Annotated in this window: 17 protein-coding genes; 14 read left to right on the top strand and 3 right to left on the bottom strand. The window is 54.0% G+C overall.

What is annotated here, in order from left to right:
• Nucleotides 1–52: 52 nt before the first annotated feature.
• The 8 genes from dnaB (at nucleotide 53) to BJP35_RS05160 (ending at nucleotide 7270) form a co-directional block, all read left to right on the top strand.
• Nucleotides 53–1465 (top strand): replicative DNA helicase, encoded by a 1413-nt coding sequence (dnaB, locus tag BJP35_RS05195; RefSeq protein WP_008503375.1) that lies wholly within the window; start codon nucleotides 53–55, stop codon nucleotides 1463–1465.
• Nucleotides 1466–1481: 16 nt separating this feature from the next.
• Complete coding sequence (gene alr, locus BJP35_RS05190; protein WP_014168212.1) at nucleotides 1482–2561, top strand: alanine racemase; 1080 nt, start codon at nucleotides 1482–1484, stop codon at nucleotides 2559–2561.
• Between the two features lie 22 nt (nucleotides 2562–2583).
• Nucleotides 2584–3141 (top strand): nicotinamide riboside transporter PnuC, encoded by a 558-nt coding sequence (gene pnuC, locus BJP35_RS05185; protein WP_047742370.1) that lies wholly within the window; start codon nucleotides 2584–2586, stop codon nucleotides 3139–3141.
• Nucleotides 3138–4148: an AAA family ATPase gene (locus BJP35_RS05180; RefSeq protein ID WP_047742371.1), complete on the top strand. Its 1011-nt coding sequence runs from the start codon at nucleotides 3138–3140 to the stop codon at nucleotides 4146–4148. Before pnuC ends, BJP35_RS05180 begins: the two co-directional genes overlap by 4 nt.
• A gap of 75 nt (nucleotides 4149–4223) precedes the next feature.
• Nucleotides 4224–5417: an aromatic amino acid transaminase gene (gene tyrB / locus BJP35_RS05175; protein WP_047742372.1), complete on the top strand. Its 1194-nt coding sequence runs from the start codon at nucleotides 4224–4226 to the stop codon at nucleotides 5415–5417.
• 253 nt (nucleotides 5418–5670) lie between these two features.
• On the top strand, nucleotides 5671–6384 hold the full coding sequence (gene aphA, locus BJP35_RS05170) for an acid phosphatase AphA (RefSeq protein WP_014168217.1): 714 nt from the start codon (nucleotides 5671–5673) through the stop codon (nucleotides 6382–6384).
• Between the two features lie 113 nt (nucleotides 6385–6497).
• Nucleotides 6498–6914 carry a secondary thiamine-phosphate synthase enzyme YjbQ gene (locus BJP35_RS05165; RefSeq protein WP_014168218.1) on the top strand — a complete coding sequence of 139 codons (417 nt, stop codon included), beginning with the start codon at nucleotides 6498–6500 and terminating at the stop codon, nucleotides 6912–6914.
• Nucleotides 6915–6916: 2 nt separating this feature from the next.
• Nucleotides 6917–7270 (top strand): MmcQ/YjbR family DNA-binding protein, encoded by a 354-nt coding sequence (locus BJP35_RS05160; protein WP_014168219.1) that lies wholly within the window; start codon nucleotides 6917–6919, stop codon nucleotides 7268–7270.
• A gap of 3 nt (nucleotides 7271–7273) precedes the next feature.
• Here the strand turns inward: BJP35_RS05160 and uvrA are convergent, their stop codons facing one another.
• Nucleotides 7274–10096: an excinuclease ABC subunit UvrA gene (gene uvrA, locus BJP35_RS24155; protein WP_047742373.1), complete on the bottom strand. Its 2823-nt coding sequence runs from the start codon at nucleotides 10094–10096 to the stop codon at nucleotides 7274–7276.
• A gap of 251 nt (nucleotides 10097–10347) precedes the next feature.
• Here uvrA and ssb1 point away from each other — a divergent pair, with 251 nt between their 5' ends.
• On the top strand, nucleotides 10348–10875 hold the full coding sequence (gene ssb1, locus BJP35_RS05145; RefSeq protein WP_020882840.1) for a single-stranded DNA-binding protein SSB1: 528 nt from the start codon (nucleotides 10348–10350) through the stop codon (nucleotides 10873–10875).
• Between the two features lie 63 nt (nucleotides 10876–10938).
• Here the strand turns inward: ssb1 and BJP35_RS05140 are convergent, their stop codons facing one another.
• Complete coding sequence (locus tag BJP35_RS05140) at nucleotides 10939–11220, bottom strand: YjcB family protein (RefSeq protein WP_020882839.1); 282 nt, start codon at nucleotides 11218–11220, stop codon at nucleotides 10939–10941.
• A gap of 489 nt (nucleotides 11221–11709) precedes the next feature.
• Here BJP35_RS05140 and BJP35_RS05135 point away from each other — a divergent pair, with 489 nt between their 5' ends.
• On the top strand, nucleotides 11710–13110 hold the full coding sequence (locus BJP35_RS05135; RefSeq protein WP_047742375.1) for a sensor domain-containing diguanylate cyclase: 1401 nt from the start codon (nucleotides 11710–11712) through the stop codon (nucleotides 13108–13110).
• Nucleotides 13111–13449: 339 nt separating this feature from the next.
• Nucleotides 13450–15015, top strand: a complete 1566-nt coding sequence (locus BJP35_RS05130) for an EAL domain-containing protein (RefSeq protein ID WP_047742377.1) — start codon at nucleotides 13450–13452, stop codon at nucleotides 15013–15015.
• Between the two features lie 6 nt (nucleotides 15016–15021).
• Here BJP35_RS05130 and soxS read toward each other — a convergent pair whose 3' ends face one another.
• Nucleotides 15022–15348: a superoxide response transcriptional regulator SoxS gene (soxS, locus tag BJP35_RS05125; protein ID WP_013095071.1), complete on the bottom strand. Its 327-nt coding sequence runs from the start codon at nucleotides 15346–15348 to the stop codon at nucleotides 15022–15024.
• Between the two features lie 98 nt (nucleotides 15349–15446).
• Here soxS and soxR point away from each other — a divergent pair, with 98 nt between their 5' ends.
• The 3 genes from soxR (at nucleotide 15447) to ghxP (ending at nucleotide 18525) form a co-directional block, all read left to right on the top strand.
• Nucleotides 15447–15905, top strand: coding sequence for a redox-sensitive transcriptional activator SoxR (gene soxR, locus BJP35_RS05120; RefSeq protein ID WP_014168225.1), 459 nt, complete (start codon nucleotides 15447–15449; stop codon nucleotides 15903–15905).
• Between the two features lie 302 nt (nucleotides 15906–16207).
• Nucleotides 16208–16879, top strand: coding sequence for a glutathione S-transferase family protein (locus BJP35_RS05115; RefSeq protein ID WP_025206386.1), 672 nt, complete (start codon nucleotides 16208–16210; stop codon nucleotides 16877–16879).
• 296 nt (nucleotides 16880–17175) lie between these two features.
• Nucleotides 17176–18525 carry a guanine/hypoxanthine transporter GhxP gene (gene ghxP / locus BJP35_RS05110; protein WP_020882835.1) on the top strand — a complete coding sequence of 450 codons (1350 nt, stop codon included), beginning with the start codon at nucleotides 17176–17178 and terminating at the stop codon, nucleotides 18523–18525.
• Nucleotides 18526–18671: the final 146 nt, after the last annotated feature.

The raw sequence follows: 18671 nt of genomic DNA, 5'->3' as shown, positions 1-18671 counted from the left end.
AAAAATATGGTAATCTTTCGACCCACTCTTTATCTCGGTAACTCCATTCACTATGGCAGGAAACAAACCCTTCAACAAACAGACTGAACCTCGCGAGCGTGATTTCCAGGTCGCAGGATTAAAAGTCCCGCCGCACTCGATTGAAGCGGAACAGTCGGTGTTGGGCGGTTTAATGCTGGATAACGAACGCTGGGACGACGTCGCCGAGCGCGTGGTGTCCGAGGATTTCTATACCCGTCCGCACCGTCATATCTTTACCGAAATGGCACGTCTGCAGGAGTCGGGCAGCCCGATTGACCTTATCACGCTCGCGGAATCGCTGGAGCGTCAGGGGCAACTGGACAGCGTGGGTGGGTTTGCTTACCTGGCGGAACTGTCAAAAAACACGCCAAGTGCGGCGAATATCAGCGCTTATGCCGATATTGTGCGCGAACGTGCGGTTGTTCGTGAGATGATCTCGGTGGCGAATGAGATCGCCGAAGCCGGTTTTGATCCGCAGGGGCGTACCAGCGAAGACCTGCTTGATCTCGCCGAGTCCCGCGTCTTTAAAATCGCGGAAAGCCGGGCAAACAAAGACGAAGGCCCGAAAAATATCGCTGATGTGCTTGATGCTACCGTCGCGCGTATTGAGCAACTGTTCCAGCAGCCGCACGACGGTGTCACCGGCGTGAACACCGGCTATGACGATCTCAATAAGAAAACCGCGGGTTTACAGCCGTCGGATTTGATTATCGTCGCGGCGCGTCCCTCCATGGGTAAAACGACATTTGCGATGAATCTCGTCGAAAATGCGGCGATGTTGCAGGACAAGCCGGTTCTTATCTTCAGTCTTGAGATGCCATCAGAACAGATCATGATGCGTTCTCTGGCGTCGCTGTCGCGCGTGGATCAGACCCGTATCCGTACCGGCCAGCTCGACGATGAGGACTGGGCGCGTATCTCCGGCACCATGGGTATCCTGCTGGAAAAACGGAATATTTATATCGATGACTCCTCCGGCCTGACGCCGACGGAAGTGCGCTCCCGTGCGCGCCGTATCGCCCGTGAACATGGCGGTATTGGCCTTATCATGATTGACTACCTTCAGCTGATGCGCGTGCCGTCGCTGTCCGACAACCGTACGCTGGAAATCGCGGAGATTTCCCGCTCGCTCAAGGCGTTAGCCAAAGAGTTGCATGTGCCCGTGGTGGCGCTGTCGCAGCTTAACCGCTCCCTGGAACAACGTGCTGATAAGCGCCCGGTCAACTCCGACCTGCGTGAATCGGGCTCCATCGAGCAGGATGCCGACTTAATCATGTTCATCTACCGTGATGAGGTTTATCACGAGAACAGCGACCTGAAAGGGATCGCCGAAATTATTATTGGTAAACAACGTAACGGCCCTATCGGTACGGTACGTCTGACCTTTAACGGACAGTGGTCGCGTTTCGACAACTACGCCGGTCCTCAATATGATGATGAGTAATTTCTAAGGAATTCAAATGCAAGCGGCAACTGTAGTCATTAACCGCCGCGCTCTGCGACACAACCTGCAACGTCTGCGTGAACTGGCTCCCGCCAGTAAACTCGTTGCAGTCGTGAAAGCGAACGCTTACGGACACGGTCTTATTGAGACCGCGCGAACGCTCCCCGATGCCGACGCCTTTGGCGTCGCCCGTCTTGAAGAAGCCATCCGCCTGCGCGCGGGTGGGATCACTCAACCGATTTTGCTGCTGGAAGGCTTTTTTGAAGCGGCAGATCTGCCGACCATTGCTGACCAGCATCTGCACACCGCGGTACATAACGAAGAACAACTCGCGGCGCTGGAAACCGCCGAGCTGAGTGAGCCTGTCACCGTCTGGATGAAGCTCGATACCGGCATGCACCGTCTGGGAGTGCGCCCGGAAAAGGCGGACGCGTTTTATCAGCGTCTGTGTCAGTGCAAAAACGTCCGTCAGCCGGTGAATATCGTGAGCCACTTTGCCCGTGCCGATGAACCCGAGTGTGGCGCGACCGAGCAGCAGCTGGATATTTTTAATACTTTCTGCGAAGGCAAGCCAGGAATGCGCTCCATTGCCGCGTCTGGCGGTATTTTGCTGTGGCCGCAGTCGCACTTCGACTGGGCGCGTCCAGGCATTATTCTTTACGGCGTCTCTCCGCTGGAGAACAGACCCTGGGGGCCGGATTTTGGTTTCCAGCCGGTGATGTCCCTTGTGTCTAACCTGATTGCCGTGCGCGATCACAAAGCGGGTGAGCCCGTGGGCTACGGCGGAACGTGGACCAGCGAGCGCGACACACGCCTTGGCGTGGTGGCGATGGGCTATGGCGATGGTTATCCTCGCGCCGCGCCGTCCGGCACGCCGGTACTGGTCAATGGCCGTGAAGCGAACATCGTGGGCCGCGTGGCGATGGACATGATCTGTATTGACCTCGGGCCAGATGCACAGGACAAACCGGGTGATGACGTGGTGATGTGGGGTGAGGGTTTACCTGTTGAACGCATCGCTGAAATCACAAAAGTGAGTGCTTACGAACTTATCACGCGCCTGACATCAAGGGTTGCGATGAAGTACATCGACTAACAGACCTTTCCAGGGAGGGGTAATGTCACCATCCGAAATGGCCGCTTGTCTGGCTTATGCCCTCTCGGTCTGGCTGGCTGCCAGAAACAGTATTCACACGTGGTGGATAGGCATCATCGGCAGTGGGCTTTATGGCTGGGTCTTTTATTCGGTTCAGCTTTACGCTGACGTTACCCTGCAGCTCTTTTTCATCATCACCAGCATTACCGGCTGGGTGCACTGGCTCAAAGGTCATCGCGGGGAGGTATTGCCCGTTCGGCGTACCCCGCCCAGACATTTCTTCATCCTGCTCGCCTGCGCCCTGCTGGTGGCCGTGGGTTATGGCCTGATCTTGCATCGCTACACTAACGCCTGGGCCCCCTGGGTGGACTCCGTTATTTTGACATTCAGCGTGCTTGCACAGTTTATGTTAATGGGGCGACGCCTGGAGAACTGGTATGTCTGGCTGGCTGTAAACACGCTGGCGGTACCGTTATATGCGATGAGAGATCTGCATTTGACCGCGGGTTTATATCTGGTGTTTTGGTTTAATGCCTGGCACGGTTTATATCAGTGGCGTAAGGAGATTCGCACCCAGTGAAGCCTTATCGCGACGGTCTGGTTGTGGGCAAATTTGCGCCATTACACGTGGGGCATGAAGCGCTGATAAATGCTGCGCTGGCCCAGTGTGAGACGGTCTATATCATTAGTTATTCGCGTCCGGAAATCCCGGGTTATGACCCCGACAAGCGCCTTCACTGGTTAAGCGCGCGCTTCCCGCAATGTCATCACCTTGTGCTGACACCGGAGGTCATCGCGACCCATGCGCTTGAACCACTGCCGCATAATGATGCGGATGCCGATCTTCACCGGCATTACGTGGCAACGCTGTGTGAAAAAATACTTCACTGCCAGCCACAGGCCGTATTTACCGCCGAAGACTACGGCGACGGATTTGCGGCGGTGTTAAGCCAGCGTTTTGGCAAGCAGGTTACGCATGTCCGCCTCCAGCGTCCGAAGGGGCCTGATGCGCCCTCGGGAACCCTGATACGTTCTGACGTCCATCGCTACCGCACGCTGATGTCCCCGGAGGTCTACCGTAGCTTTGTCTTTCGGATTTGTTTATTAGGGGGCGAATCGACAGGAAAAAGCACGCTTTCCCGCGCGCTGGCGACGACGCTCAACGCCCCATTTGTCGCCGAGTTTGGCCGAGAATACTGGGAAGACAAGAACGGCGTGCTGGGATGCGACGATCTGCTGCATATTGCCCGCGAGCAGGTACGTCGTGAAGCGATGGCCAGCACGGCTCCCTTCCTGGTTTGCGATACCTCGCCCTTAACCACGCTGTTTTATATGCTCGACCAGTTTGGCAGCGCGCCACGCGAGCTAGAAGAATTAGCCGGGCGCGCATATTCTCTGGTGGTGCTCTGTGGCGATGAGTTTCCTTTTGTTCAGGATGGTACCCGTCAGGGGGCTGCATTCCGCCAGCGACAACAGGCATGGTACATCCGCGCGTTAACTGACAGAAATATCCCCTATCTGCCTGTTTCTGGTTCGCTCGCTGAACGCATTGAACAGATTCGACGACATCTGCAGGAACGGATCTGATATCGCTCTCGATCTTCTGTCATATCCGGTTTATTGTTGAAATCCCTGCCTCATCGAATTCCGGAGAATCATCGCGTGTTTCAGAAAGTTGACGCCTATGCCGGCGACCCCATTCTCTCCTTAATGGAGCGTTTCAAAGAAGATCCTCGCAGCGACAAAGTCAACCTCAGTATTGGTTTGTATTACAACGAGGAGGGCATTATTCCTCAGTTGCAAGCCGTGGCAGAAGCGGAAGCGCGTCTTAATGCCGTCCCGCACGGGGCCTCGCTCTATCTGCCAATGGAAGGGTTAAACAGCTACCGCAACACCATTGCGCCGCTGCTGTTTGGTGCCGATCACGCCGTGCTGACACAAAAACGGGTGGCGACCATCCAGACGCTGGGTGGCTCGGGCGCATTAAAAGTTGGCGCTGACTTTCTGAAAAAATACTTCCCGGATTCTGGTGTGTGGGTCAGTGACCCGACGTGGGAAAACCACGTGGCGATTTTTGAGGGCGCAGGCTTTACGGTGCAGACCTATCCGTGGTTTGACAGCGAAACCAACGGCGTGCGTGTTGACGCGCTGCTGGAAAAACTGAATACGCTGCCGGAGCGCAGTATTGTTCTGCTGCATCCGTGCTGCCATAACCCGACCGGTGCAGACCTGACTAATGCCCAGTGGGATGCGGTAATCGACGTGCTGAAGACGCGTAACCTGATCCCCTTCCTCGACATCGCCTATCAGGGCTTTGGGGCGGGCATGGAAGAAGATGCCTACGCTATCCGCGCCGTTGCCAGCGCCGGACTGCCTGCGCTGGTCAGCAACTCGTTCTCAAAAATCTTCTCCCTGTACGGTGAGCGCGTCGGCGGCCTGTCAGTGGTCTGTGAGGACGCTGAAGCGGCCGGGCGTGTGCTCGGTCAGCTGAAGGCGACCGTGCGCCGCATTTACTCCAGCCCGCCAAACTTTGGTGCGCAGGTAGTCGCCACGGTGCTGGGTGACGATCGGCTGAAAGCGTCGTGGATCGCCGAAGTGGAATCTATGCGCAAGCGCATCCTGACGATGCGTCAGGAGCTGGTCGACGTGCTGAAAGAGGCCGTCCCAGGGCATAATTTTGACTATCTGCTTAAGCAGCGCGGGATGTTCAGCTACACCGGCCTCAGCGCGGCTCAGGTCGATCGCCTGCGTGAAGAGTTCGGCGTCTACCTGATTTCCAGCGGCCGTATGTGCGTGGCGGGGCTTAATGCCAGCAACGTTCATCGTGTTGCGCAGGCGTTTGCTGCAGTGATGTAAGCACTCACTATCATCCCTCTCTCCCTGCGGGAGAGGGCCGAATGAGAGCATCAGGACGCACAAAAATCTTGCCCGGTGGCGCTGCGTCTACCGGGCTTTCAGACCCCATCCGCGCTTTGTGATCTTCTTCTTTTTATTCAGCTTCATAAGTAAAAACTCCTTCCCTTCATCTCCCCCCGGGGTTATGGTCGGATAGTTTTTTGACCATTCACTCAAAATAAAACGATAACAAACTGAATATTCAGGGGAAAACATGCGCAAGATCACACTGGCGCTCAGCGCCGCCTGCTTATTGTTCTCGCTAAATAGTGCCGTCGTCGCGCGCGCTTCCGCACCGACGCCGCTTTACACCGGCACAACAGCCGCCATGCTTGCCGAGCAAGCACCTGTTCACTGGGTATCCGTAGCCCAAATCGAAAATAGCCTGTTAGGGCGCCCGCCAATGGCTGTAGGATTTGATATCGACGATACGGTCCTGTTTTCCAGCCCGGGATTCTGGCGGGGCAAAAAAACCTACTCACCGGACAGCGAAGCGTATCTGAAGAACCCCGAGTTCTGGGAAAAGATGAATAACGGCTGGGACGAGTTCAGCATTCCTAAAGAGGTGGCGCGCGCGCTTATCGCCATGCACGTTAAACGCGGTGACAGCATTTACTTTGTGACCGGACGCAGCCAGACCAAAACCGAAACCGTCTCTAAAACGCTGCAGGATGATTTTCAGATCCCGGCTTCCAGCATGAATCCGGTTATTTTTGCCGGCGACAAACCCGGCCAAAACACCAAAACCCAATGGCTGGAACAGAAGAACATCAAAGTCTTCTATGGCGATTCAGATAACGATATCACCGCCGCGCATGACGTCGGAGCCAGAGGGATCAGGGTGCTACGCGCCTCAAACTCTACGTATCGACCGTTGCCAATGGCCGGAAAGTTTGGCGAAGAAGTAATTGTTAATTCTGAGTATTAACCGCCGGGCGGCGAGGCTGCCTCTTTTTTAATCAAATCTCGCCGCTGTGGGTTTTACCTTTCGCTTTCTTGCTGCACACTTAGAAAGATTCATCTTTCATAACGGAGCAGCACATGTGGTATCAACAGACCCTGACCTTAAGCGCGAAACCTCGTGGATTTCATCTGGTGACTGATGAAGTCATTGGGCAAATTCGCGACCTCTCGCGCATCAGGACGGGGTTACTGCATCTGCTGCTTCAGCACACGTCAGCCTCTCTCACGCTTAATGAAAATTGCGATCCCACCGTCCGGTCTGACATGGAGCAGCATTTTCTCAAAACCGTTCCGGACAACGCCCCTTATGAACATGACTATGAGGGAGCAGATGACATGCCGTCGCATATCAAATCCTCTCTGCTGGGCGTATCGCTGATGCTGCCGGTGCACAATGGTCGGTTACTGCTGGGAACGTGGCAAGGGATCTGGCTGGGAGAACATCGTATTCACGGTGGTTCGCGTAAAATTATCGCAACGCTACAAGGGGAATAAAGATGACAATTTCGGAGCTACTTCAGTACTGCATGAGTAAACCTGGCGCTGAGCAAAGCGTTCACAGCGACTGGAAAGCCACGCAGATTAAAGTGGGGGATATTCTGTTTGCGATGGTGAAAGAGGTTGAGGGTCGCCCGGCGGCGTCGCTGAAAACCAGCCCGGAACTGGCGGAGCTGTTACGCCAGCAGCACCATGACGTCCGGCCAAGCAAGCATCTCAACAAAGCGCACTGGAGCACCGTTTATCTCGACGGTTCACTGCCGGGTTCGCAAATTTACTATCTGGTGGACGCGTCTTATCAGCAGGCGGTAGAGCTGCTGCCGGAAGCGACCCGACAGCAACTCTCCGTGTGACAATTACAGCAACGGTTTGAGGAAGCGCGCGGTGTGCGAGGCTTCGCACTCTGCAACGGTCTCTGGCGTACCGGAGACGAGGATTTCACCGCCGCCGCTGCCGCCTTCCGGGCCGAGATCGACAATCCAGTCCGCGGTTTTAATCACGTCCAGGTTGTGTTCAATGACCACAATCGTGTTGCCCTGATCGCGAAGCTGATGCAGAACATCAAGCAGCTGCTGGATATCGGCAAAGTGCAGACCGGTGGTCGGCTCATCGAGAATGTACAGCGTCTGGCCGGTACCGCGTTTGGAGAGCTCACGCGCCAGCTTCACGCGCTGTGCTTCACCGCCAGACAGCGTGGTGGCAGACTGCCCCAGACGAATATAGGTCAGGCCCACATCCATCAGCGTCTGCAGCTTACGCGCCAGCGCAGGAACCGCGTCAAAGAACTCACGCGCCTCTTCGATGGTCATATCCAGCACTTCGTGGATGGTTTTGCCTTTGTACTTAATCTCCAGCGTTTCGCGGTTATAGCGTTTGCCTTTGCACTGGTCGCACGGCACGTAAATATCCGGCAGGAAGTGCATCTCAACCTTGATAACCCCGTCGCCCTGGCACGCTTCACAGCGTCCGCCGCGCACGTTAAAGCTGAAACGTCCTGGCGTATACCCGCGTGAACGCGCTTCCGGCACACCTGCAAACAGTTCACGTACGGGTGTGAACACGCCCGTATAGGTGGCAGGGTTGGAACGCGGAGTCCGCCCGATTGGACTCTGATCGATATCGATCACTTTATCGAAATGCTCCAGCCCCTGGATGTCACGGTACGGCGCCGGTTCGGCCAGCGTCGCGCCGTTCAGCTGCGTCTGCGCAATCGGGAACAGCGTATCGTTGATCAGCGTCGACTTACCGGAACCGGATACGCCGGTGATACAGGTAAACAGCCCAACCGGCAGCGTCAGCGTCACATCTTTCAGGTTATTGCCGCGGGCGCCGGTCAGCTTCAGCACTTTTTCCGGGTTCGCCGGTACACGCTGTTTCGGCACTTCAATCTTGCGCTTGCCGCTCATGTACTGGCCGGTCAATGACTCCGGCACCGCCATAATATCTTTCAGCGTTCCTTCCGCGACCACCTGGCCGCCGTGTACGCCAGCGCCCGGGCCGATATCGATAACGTGGTCAGCGGCGCGGATCGCGTCTTCATCGTGCTCAACCACAATCACCGTGTTACCGAGATTACGCAGGTGGACAAGTGTGCCGAGCAGACGCTCGTTGTCACGCTGGTGCAGGCCGATTGAGGGTTCATCCAGCACATACATCACGCCGACGAGGCCTGCGCCAATCTGGCTCGCGAGGCGGATACGCTGAGCTTCGCCACCGGAGAGGGTCTCTGCGGAGCGGGAAAGCGTCAGGTAATTCAGGCCGACGTTCACCAGGAACTTCAGACGATCGCCGATCTCTTTCAGCACTTTTTCCGCGATTTTCGCGCGCTGGCCGGAGAGCTTCAGGTTGTTGAAGAAGTCCATCGCGTGACCGATGCTCATGTCTGAGATGGTCGGCAGCGCCGTGTTTTCAACAAACACATGGCGAGCTTCACGGCGCAGACGCGTACCTTCACAGGTCGCACAGGAACGGTTGCTGATAAACTTCGCCAGCTCCTCGCGAACCGCGCTGGATTCGGTCTCTTTGTAGCGGCGCTCCATATTGTGCAGCACCCCTTCAAACGGGTGACGGCGCACGGAGGTATCACCGCGATCGTTCATGTACTTGAACTCGATGTTCTCTTTGCCGGAACCGAACAGCACCACTTTGTGCACGTTCGGGTTCAGGCTGGCCCACGGGGCTTCGACGTCGAATTTGTAGTGCTCTGCCAGCGACTTCAGCATCTGGAAATAGTAGAAGTTGCGACGATCCCATCCGCGGATCGCACCGCCAGCCAGCGACAGCTCCGGGTTTTGGATCACGCGGTCCGGGTCAAAATATTGCTGTACGCCCAGCCCGTCACACGTCGGACAGGCGCCAGCCGGGTTGTTGAACGAGAACAGACGCGGCTCCAGCTCGCGCATGCTGTAACCACAAATCGGACAGGCAAAGTTGGCGGAGAAGAGCAGCTCTTCCGCTTTCGGGTTGTCCATATCGGAGACCACGGCCGTACCGCCAGAGAGTTCCAGCGCGGTTTCGAAGGATTCGGCCAGGCGGGTCGCCAGATCGTCACGGACTTTGAAACGGTCAATCACCACTTCGATGGTGTGCTTCTTCTGCAGCTCCAGCTTAGGCGGATCCGACAGGTCACACACTTCGCCGTCGATACGGGCGCGGATATAGCCCTGGCTTGCCAGGTTCTCCAGCGTTTTGGTGTGCTCGCCCTTACGCTCTTTAATGATGGGCGCCAGCAGCATCAGGCGTTTACCTTCCGGCTGCGACAGCACGTTATCCACCATCTGGCTTACGGTCTGCGCGGCCAGCGGGACGTCGTGATCCGGGCAGCACGGCTCACCCACGCGTGCATACAGCAGACGCAGGTAGTCATGAATTTCGGTAATCGTACCAACCGTTGAACGCGGGTTATGCGAGGTGGATTTCTGCTCAATGGAGATAGCAGGTGATAACCCTTCAATATGGTCTACATCCGGTTTTTCCATCAGTGACAGGAACTGACGTGCGTATGCAGAGAGTGACTCCACGTAACGACGCTGTCCTTCGGCATATAAAGTGTCGAAAGCCAGTGAGGATTTGCCAGACCCCGAAAGCCCGGTCACGACGATGAGTTTGTCGCGAGGGATTATGAGGTTGATATTCTTGAGATTGTGGGTGCGGGCGCCCCGAACTTCGATCTTATCCATTCACCTTTCCCGGTTGGAACACGGATTGCCTGGTTTGTTTGAAGGACAAACGGCTGTCAGAAACGGCTAATTATGACACAAAATGACCTGTTTGAATATACAGTATTGGAATGCATTTTCTGATTCACTGTGTAACAATGTCGAGTTCGCGAGAGATTTCGGAACCGACTACGCAACTATGCAAATTGCAGCGTGGAAATGGTACACTCGCGCGTTTACACTATTAAGAAACGTATTCAGGAGACACGAACATGGCCAGCAGAGGCGTAAACAAGGTGATTCTCGTCGGTAATCTGGGCCAGGACCCGGAAGTACGCTACATGCCGAGTGGTGGCGCAGTTGCCAACATTACGCTGGCTACTTCCGAATCCTGGCGTGATAAAGCGACCGGTGAGATGAAAGAGCAGACCGAATGGCACCGCGTTGTGCTGTTTGGCAAACTGGCGGAAGTGGCTGGTGAGTATCTGCGTAAAGGTTCTCAGGTTTATATTGAAGGTCAGTTGCGTACCCGCAAATGGACCGATCAAGCCGGCGCTGAGAAGTACACCACGGAAGTTGTGGTCAACGTGGGTGGCACCATGCAGATGCTCGGTGGCCGTCAGGGCGGTGGCGCACCAGCAGGTGGCGGTCAGCAGCAGCAGGGCGGTTGGGGTCAGCCTCAGCAGCCACAGGGCGGCAACCAGTTCAGCGGTGGCGCGCAGTCTCGCCCACAGCAGCAGTCCGCGCCAGCACCGTCTAACGAACCCCCAATGGACTTCGACGACGATATTCCGTTCTGATATCCGACGGTTTAAAATAAAAAACCCAGACCTCGGTCTGGGTTTTTTTATTCATCTCAGGGATCAGGTAATCACCATCGGCCAGTCTGGCGGGGTATGGCTCATGGCTTCCACCATGACCACTTTAATATTTTCCCAGACGGCAGCGAGATCCAGCAGGGTGATGCCAAGCAGGCCCGTTGCGAACCAGCATGCTGCGCCCAACCCCAACAGGGTGCTGATGACAGCAAGGCCAGCATAGTCAGATTTACGAAACTGAATGTTTAGCGTGCTGGCCAGGAACATCAGCACCGCACTTAACAAAGGCCAGCGCAGGAGAACCATGCTGGTAGTAATGGTTGCCATAAAACCCATCCTCAACAAAACAGACGAACTGAATGAAACAGTGTTTCTCGTTACACAATATGTGTGAACTATATCACATTTGTTGATTTATTCGCCAGCCTCAGACGGGTGAAAAAAGCAGGAATTATCACAGCCAGGCGTCGCACGAGGATTGAGGGGAAAATATATCTTTGCACGCTAATGACCCCCTTTTATCGCTTCCAGGTAATAAATTCATTGAGATAACAAATCCTCTGCAAATTGAGGTGTGCTGTAGAACGTTTACAGCAACAATCCTTTGGATTATGCTTGAGTGGATAAATAAATTTACTCGCATTCTATAATTCAGGTTTTTGAATTTTATTGGTTTTTTTCTCTTTGTACGTTTTTAATTACACACAACGTCTCGCACTCCAGCTGTGCTGATATTCAGCATCCTGCTCTGGCTCGCCGATTTTTGAATCTGAAGAAAGTTGCGTCCGGTTTAACGCTTAATAATCTGCGAAAAAAATGAAAGAAAAACGACGTGAGATTGTTAATGACAGCCTGCGGGCGTTGCATGCGCTGGCAGATCTGATGCCCCAGCTTCACGCCCATTGTTCGCTGGGCGAGATGCTTGAGACGATCAACCGGGCCTTCGGGGCAAGCCTGGCCTGGATTAGCGTTGATACTGACGGGCTGCAGCGCGTGGTCTGTGCCGGTGAAGTGACCTGTCACTCATTTGAGGTGGCCGATTTTCTTGCCGGTACCCTGCTGGAGAAGCATCACCGTGCGTGGCGGGTCGTCTACTGGAAAGAGAATATCGGCCGCGCATTATTCTCCGCTCATCATCCGGGTTATTCGCAATTGCAAAGCGGGGTGTTATGCAAGCTTTCAACCCATAACGGACAAGGCAGCGGCTATTTCTTTCTGGCGTTTGCTGAGCCGTTATATTCTCTGGCCATCCTGAAAAGTATTGTTGCGGTACTGGTCGAAAAATTAAAAGACTATTTTTCAGAAATTATCGTTCGTGAAAAAACAGCGCAGGAAATGCAGCGTGTGGTGACCCAATATAAAACCCTGTTTGAACGAGCGCCTGTTTTAATGAACTCATTCGATAAATTTAACCGCTGCGTGCTGTGGAATGCTGAGTGTGAAAAAGTGTTTGGCTGGACAATGGCGGAGATTAGCGCCCATGCCGATCCGCTCTCACTGTTTTACCCCGACCCGGAAGAACGGCGACGGGTCAGGGAGTCGGTAAATGTCTCGCCGCTAAAGGATATGTACGAGTGGCATCCATTGCGTAAAGACGGTACGCCGTTGACGGTTTTGTGGTCAAACATTCTGCTGCCGGACAGCTCAGTCCTGAATATCGGGCTTGATATTACCGAACGTAAAAAAGCCGAACAGCAGCTGGAAGTGAAAGCGACCACGGACGATCTTACCGGGTGTTTTAACCGTTCAACCATTTTACAGCAGCTGGAATCCGCGCTGGCGGTAAATGCCAGGCAGGATGCTGACAGCCATTTTTGCGTGCTCATGTTTGACCTGGATTTTTTCAAACAGATCAACGATCGGTGGGGGCATCAGGTGGGCGATCGGGCGCTTATCCACTTTTGCCAGGCTATCCGTGAGTTAAGCCCCGAGAACGCTGCGCTTGGCCGTGTGGGCGGCGAGGAGTTTTTGCTCCTGCTGGCACGAACCGACGGCAACGCGGGCGCCCTTTTTTCGGCGAGGCTACGTACTGCCCTCAAAACCAACCCGCTCGTGGTGGGAGAGAAAAAGCTGGTGCTGTCATTCAGCGCCGGGGCGGTGGAGGTTTGCCAGGGCCAACGCGATACTTCAGGATTACTGATGCGTGCCGATAAAGCATTATATGACGCCAAGCGTACGGGTCGGGGGAAAACGGTGGTGGCTGCTGATTATTTATAAATCAAAAAACAAAATACGCGCGAGTAAATAGCATAAAATGTCATGTTGCCGTTGTTGTTTTTTCACACTGCCAGAAGTTTGGCTTAATCAACGATCCTCTGTTGTGTTATCTTCAAACCTCCCGTACCCGCTGGATAATTATTTTCCTTAATTGAAACGGAACGAATACTTACAGTTTAGCTTACGGGAAAATATTATCGTCATAACGAAAATTAAGATTTTTAATACTAAAAGTCAGTTGCTAACTTCGCATGATTCATGCAACGTAATCACCTGTTAAACAAAGCATCCGGCCTTCATTACTACAGGCGTACAACATGCAGGGATATAGGGCGGGAAATGAATCGTAGCGCGCGGCGCAAGATGCTCAGGGTGGTAGGGATCATCATGGTAGTTATGCTGCCGGTGATGCTTGCGCTATGGTTTGCCCAGATAAGAGCCGTGTCGGAAACAAGCTCCCAACTACGCACCTTTGCTGAACTGGCGTTAGACAAAACAGAGCTGGTAATTCAACAGGTTGATCTGGCCCGCGACGAGGCTGAAAAATATCAGGGTGAGCGTTGTACACCAGAACATCGCCAATATATGTTGAACGTTGTTCGGGGTCGTCTGTTTGTTGCGGATTTAATTTATGCAGAAGGTCAGAATTTTCTTTGTTCGACCGTTTTTACACCCGCCAAACCTTATCTGATATCCACGGCTAATTACACACGTAAACCTGACGTTGCTATCTATTATTATCGCGATACGCCATTTTTTACTGGCTATAAAATGACATATATGCAGCGCGGAAATTATGTTGTGGTGGTCAATCCGCTTTCCTACAGCGAAGTAATGTCGACAGATCATTCCCTTTCGTGGGGGGTATACGACACGGTAACGAATGCATTCTTTTCCGTCAGTCAGCGCGCGAATGTTTCTTTATTAAGTTCGATGATTCGGGATAAGGAATCGGTATTTCAAAAAGATAACCGTTTTTATACGGTCGTCAAATCCCCAAAACGGCCTATTGCCGCTATCGTGTCGACGTCGAATAAACGTTTTTATGAAATGCTTTATCACCAGGCGACGTTGACGCTACCGCTGGGGATGATCTGCAGCATAATTATTTTGCTGGTGTGGTCTCGCACCCATCGTGAACTTAATTCTCCCGGGCGGTTACTGCAGCGAGCGCTCAATAAACGCCAGCTTTGTGTTCACTATCAGCCGATTATTGATATCAAGAACAACCAGTGCGTGGGAGCCGAGGCGTTATTACGCTGGCCTGGCTTTAACGGACCGGTCATGAGCCCGGCTGAATTTATTCCGCTGGCGGAAAAAGAGGGCATGAGCGAGCGAATTACGGATTATGTTGTCGAAGAGGTATTCAGCGATCTGGGCACATTCCTGGCAACACATCCGCATCTCTATATTTCGATTAACCTGTCGGCCACGGATTTCCACTCTTCACGGCTGATCGCCATGATTTCAGACAAGGCCCGACACTACGCCGTGCGTGCGCAGCAAATTAAAATCGAAGTCACGGAGCGCGGTTTTATTGATGTCCCTAAAACCACCCCGGTTATTCAGGCGTTCCGTCAGGCGGGTTACGAAGTGGCGATTGATGATTTTGGAACGGGTTACTCTAACCTGCACAACCTTTATTCGCTGAATGTCGATATTCTGAAAATCGACAAATCCTTTATCGACACCCTAACAACCAACAGCACCAGCCACCTTATCGCCGAGCATATTATTGAGATGGCACAAAGCCTGCGGCTTAAAACCATTGCGGAAGGGGTGGAAACGGCAGAGCAGGTGAGCTGGTTGTTGAAGCGTGGCGTTCAGTTCTGTCAGGGATGGCACTTCGCGAAAGCGATGCCGCCCCAGGAGTTTATGACCTGGCAGCAGCAACCTTTGCATTGAGAGCCATTAATTCAACTGGTGGCGATAGTCGCTCGGTGTGCGGTCAAACTCGCGGCGAAACACGCGGGAAAAGGTTTGTTGCGACACATATCCCAGATCCATCGCGATATCAAAAATGGGCCGCTGCGTTGAGCGTAAGGCCTGCGCTGCCAGCAGCAGTCTGCGCTGACGAATGTACTCACCCAGCGTCTGGTGCATAACGGTACGGAACATTCTCTGTAAATACCATTTCGAATAGCCGGATTTTTTAGCGACCACATCAATGTTCAACGGTTGGTCGATATGTTCATCAATCCATTCAATAAGTGTCTGAATAATTTGCTGATGCGACATAAGGTTGCCCCTCTGTAGATACAACTGCCCTGGTTGATTCGTCGTTTTCTCTGCGGGCGAGTATAATTCCTCAAGTTAACTTGAGGTAAAGAGGTTTTATGGAAAAGAGATTGCCGCGAATTAAAGCGTTGTTAACCCCCGGCGAAGTGGCGAAGCGAAGCGGCGTTGCGGTGTCGGCGCTCCACTTCTATGAAAGCAAAGGGTTAATTAAAAGCATCCGAAACGCCGGAAACCAGCGACGCTACACGCGTGACGTGCTCCGTTATGTCGCGATTATCAAAATTGCCCAACGAATCGGAATCCCCCTGGCCACCATCGGCGATGCATTCGGCGTGCTGCCGGAAGGGCACTCTCTCAGCCCGAAAGAGTGGAAAGAGCTTTCCTCTCAGTGGCGTGAAGAGCTGGATCGACGCATTCACACGCTGGTAGCGCTGCGTGATGAACTGGACGGATGCATTGGCTGCGGCTGTTTGTCGCGCAGTGATTGTCCGTTGCGTAACCCGGGCGACAGGCTGGGTGAGCAGGGGACAGGGGCGCGGTTGCTGGAGGAAGACTGAGATGCGGCGGAAAACCGCACCTCATACCGCACCTCATAAAGAACTAAAGCGCCACAAAAGGGCGCTTTAGTTTTTCCCGGTCTTTGTCTTTCACTCTATCCCGCTGGTTCACGGGAGGGTTTCCCCCGACATCAGCACCCCTCATGTCGAGCGTGTTGGGGAGGTTCCGGATTGTGCTGACACTTTAATTCTATGCAAGACCCGTCTTTTCGCCAGTCGGTCAGGCCATTTTTTAGGCGAATTTTTTTCGCGGTGTTGTTCGATTTTCTATAGTTAAAAAGTATGAATAAAAGGAGAACACAATGCTCACGGTACACCACCTGAACCAGTCCCGCTCACACCGTGTGATCTGGGCGCTGGAAGAACTTTCCCTGCCCTATGAGATTGTTCGTTACCAGCGCGAAAAGAGCATGCTGGCGCCTGAGTCGCTCAAAAAAGTGCACCCGCTGGGCAAATCGCCGGTTATTGAAGATAACGGCCTGATCCTCGCCGAGTCGGGGGCCATCCTCGAATATCTTCAGGAAACCTACGATCCTGAGTCGCGGCTTAAGCCTCTGGATCCTGCGCATAAGGTGCAATACCGCTTCTGGTTGCACTATGCCGAAGGTTCACTAATGCCGCTGCTGTTGATGAAGCTGGTTTTCAGTAGCCTCGGTAAGCCGCCCGTGCCGTTTGGTATCCGCACGTTGGGTAAAGCGCTGGGGCAGGGAGTGCAAAAAGCGTATCTCAACCGCCAGCTTGAAACCCATGCACGCTTTATTGAGTCGCATCTTGCCGAAAACAGCTGGTTTGCCGGCGACGCGCTCAGCATGGCGGATATTCAGATGAGTTTCCCGATTTTTGCCCTGCTGGCGCGCGGTGGCATCGATAACCTCCCGCATACCCAGGCCTGGAAGAAAAAAGTAGAGAGCAGTCCTGGCTGGCAAAAAACGCTGGAGCAAGGTGGCCCGTTATCGATTCCTGGTGGGGAGTGAAATGTAAACAAATTGCGCACAGACGATAACGTTTGCGCATCCTCTGTTTATTTCTTCAGCGTCATAAGGGAATTTTAGCGAAAAACGATAAAGTTCAGTTGAAAAGGGCGGGGATTAGGCTAGATAATCGTTTGCCTTAATTTGACCACCCGTTTGTAAGCGCGGAGCTAAACGTTTGCTTTTTCTGTGACGCCCCTTTCGTCGCAAATGCAAAACACGGATTTGACGTTTAGCTGGCAGTGGCGTCTCCACCACGCTTACGGACTTTCTATAAAAACTCTCAGGGGATGTTTTCTATGTCTACGCCATCTGCGCGTACTGGCGGTTCGCTTGACGCCATCTTTAAAATTTCGGCTCGCGGCAGCACCGTGCGTCAGGAAATCGTTGCCGGTCTGACCACGTTTCTGGCGATGGTTTACTCCGTCATTGTCGTTCCGGGTATGCTGGGTAAAGCGGGCTTCCCACCGGCGGCCGTCTTTGTTGCTACCTGTCTTGTGGCGGGCGTTGGCTCCATCGTGATGGGCCTGTGGGCGAACCTGCCGCTGGCGATCGGTTGTGCAATCTCGTTGACCGCCTTTACCGCTTTCAGCCTGGTTCTGGGTCAGCACATCAGCGTACCGGTTGCGCTCGGTGCCGTGTTCCTGATGGGGGTACTGTTTACCGTTATCTCCGCCACCGGCATCCGTAGCTGGATTTTGCGCAACCTGCCTCAGGGCGTGGCGCATGGCACCGGCATTGGTATCGGGCTGTTCCTGCTGCTGATTGCCGCAAACGGCGTCGGCCTGGTGATCAAGAACCCGCTGGACGGTCTGCCGGTGGCGTTGGGGCACTTCGCGAGCTTCCCGGTCATTATGTCCCTGATCGGTCTGGCGGTGATTATTGGTCTGGAAAAACTGAAAGTCCCGGGCGGCATTTTGCTGACCATTATCGGGGTGTCCATTGTTGGCCTGATTTTCGATCCTAACGTTCACTTCTCCGGGATTTTCGCCATGCCGTCGCTGAGCGATGACAAAGGCAACTCTCTGATTGGCAGTCTGGATATCATGGGGGCGTTGAACCCGGTGATCCTGCCAAGCGTGCTGGCGCTGGTGATGACCGCGGTGTTTGATGCAACGGGTACCATCCGTGCCGTCGCGGGGCAGGCGAACCTGCTGGATAAAGACGGTCAGATTATCGATGGCGGCAAAGCGCTGACCACCGACTCCCTGAGCAGCGTCTTCTCGGGTCTGGTGGGCGCGGCTCCGGCTGCGGTGTATATCGAGTCCGCTGCGGGTACGGCGGCAGGCGGTAAAACCGGCCTGACGGCCATTACCGTTGGCGTGCTGTTCCTGCTGATCCTGTTCCTCTCTCCACTCTCCTACCTGGTGCCGGCCTACGCGACCGCACCTGCGCTGATGTACGTTGGTCTGCTGATGCTGAGCAACGTGGCGAAAATCGATTTTGCTGATTTTGTGGATGCGATGTCAGGCCTCATCACGGCGGTCTTTATCGTGCTGACCTGTAATATCGTGACCGGCATCATGATCGGTTTCGCGTCGCTGGTGATTGGGCGTCTGGTCTCCGGCGAGTGGCGCAAGCTGAACATCGGCACCGTTGTGATTGCCGTCGCGCTGGTGGCGTTCTACGCGGGCGGCTGGGCAATCTAAGTTGTCCATTGATGCGAAAACGGGTGGCTCAGGCCGCCCGTTTTTATTTTCAGGACTCATCCTGTTGTCTTTTGCGTTACTCTGGGGAAGATAGAATAACAGGCACGACGCCTTAGGTTTGGCTTTTAAGAAACACAGCAAACAGG

It is taken from the genome of Enterobacter sp. J49 (genome assembly GCF_002148625.1).
Taxonomy (GTDB): domain Bacteria; phylum Pseudomonadota; class Gammaproteobacteria; order Enterobacterales; family Enterobacteriaceae; genus Enterobacter; species Enterobacter ludwigii.
The sequence above is the reverse complement of the archived record's forward strand: the minus strand, read 5'-3'. Positions and strand labels throughout refer to the sequence as shown.

What these genes read in the sequence shown, in the direction of transcription:
- BJP35_RS05160 (WP_014168219.1), top strand. Translation starts at nt 6,917, where the DNA reads ATGACAATTTCGGAGCTACTTCAGTACTGCATGAGTAAACCTGGCGCT.
- alr (WP_014168212.1), top strand. Translation starts at nt 1,482, where the DNA reads ATGCAAGCGGCAACTGTAGTCATTAACCGCCGCGCTCTGCGACACAAC.
- uvrA (WP_047742373.1), bottom strand. Translation starts at nt 10,096, where the DNA reads ATGGATAAGATCGAAGTTCGGGGCGCCCGCACCCACAATCTCAAGAAT.
- ghxP (WP_020882835.1), top strand. Translation starts at nt 17,176, where the DNA reads ATGTCTACGCCATCTGCGCGTACTGGCGGTTCGCTTGACGCCATCTTT.
- pnuC (WP_047742370.1), top strand. Translation starts at nt 2,584, where the DNA reads ATGTCACCATCCGAAATGGCCGCTTGTCTGGCTTATGCCCTCTCGGTC.
- BJP35_RS05140 (WP_020882839.1), bottom strand. Translation starts at nt 11,220, where the DNA reads ATGGCAACCATTACTACCAGCATGGTTCTCCTGCGCTGGCCTTTGTTA.
- ssb1 (WP_020882840.1), top strand. Translation starts at nt 10,348, where the DNA reads ATGGCCAGCAGAGGCGTAAACAAGGTGATTCTCGTCGGTAATCTGGGC.
- aphA (WP_014168217.1), top strand. Translation starts at nt 5,671, where the DNA reads ATGCGCAAGATCACACTGGCGCTCAGCGCCGCCTGCTTATTGTTCTCG.
- BJP35_RS05165 (WP_014168218.1), top strand. Translation starts at nt 6,498, where the DNA reads ATGTGGTATCAACAGACCCTGACCTTAAGCGCGAAACCTCGTGGATTT.
- BJP35_RS05135 (WP_047742375.1), top strand. Translation starts at nt 11,710, where the DNA reads ATGAAAGAAAAACGACGTGAGATTGTTAATGACAGCCTGCGGGCGTTG.
- soxR (WP_014168225.1), top strand. Translation starts at nt 15,447, where the DNA reads ATGGAAAAGAGATTGCCGCGAATTAAAGCGTTGTTAACCCCCGGCGAA.
- BJP35_RS05130 (WP_047742377.1), top strand. Translation starts at nt 13,450, where the DNA reads ATGAATCGTAGCGCGCGGCGCAAGATGCTCAGGGTGGTAGGGATCATC.
- BJP35_RS05115 (WP_025206386.1), top strand. Translation starts at nt 16,208, where the DNA reads ATGCTCACGGTACACCACCTGAACCAGTCCCGCTCACACCGTGTGATC.
- dnaB (WP_008503375.1), top strand. Translation starts at nt 53, where the DNA reads ATGGCAGGAAACAAACCCTTCAACAAACAGACTGAACCTCGCGAGCGT.
- soxS (WP_013095071.1), bottom strand. Translation starts at nt 15,348, where the DNA reads ATGTCGCATCAGCAAATTATTCAGACACTTATTGAATGGATTGATGAA.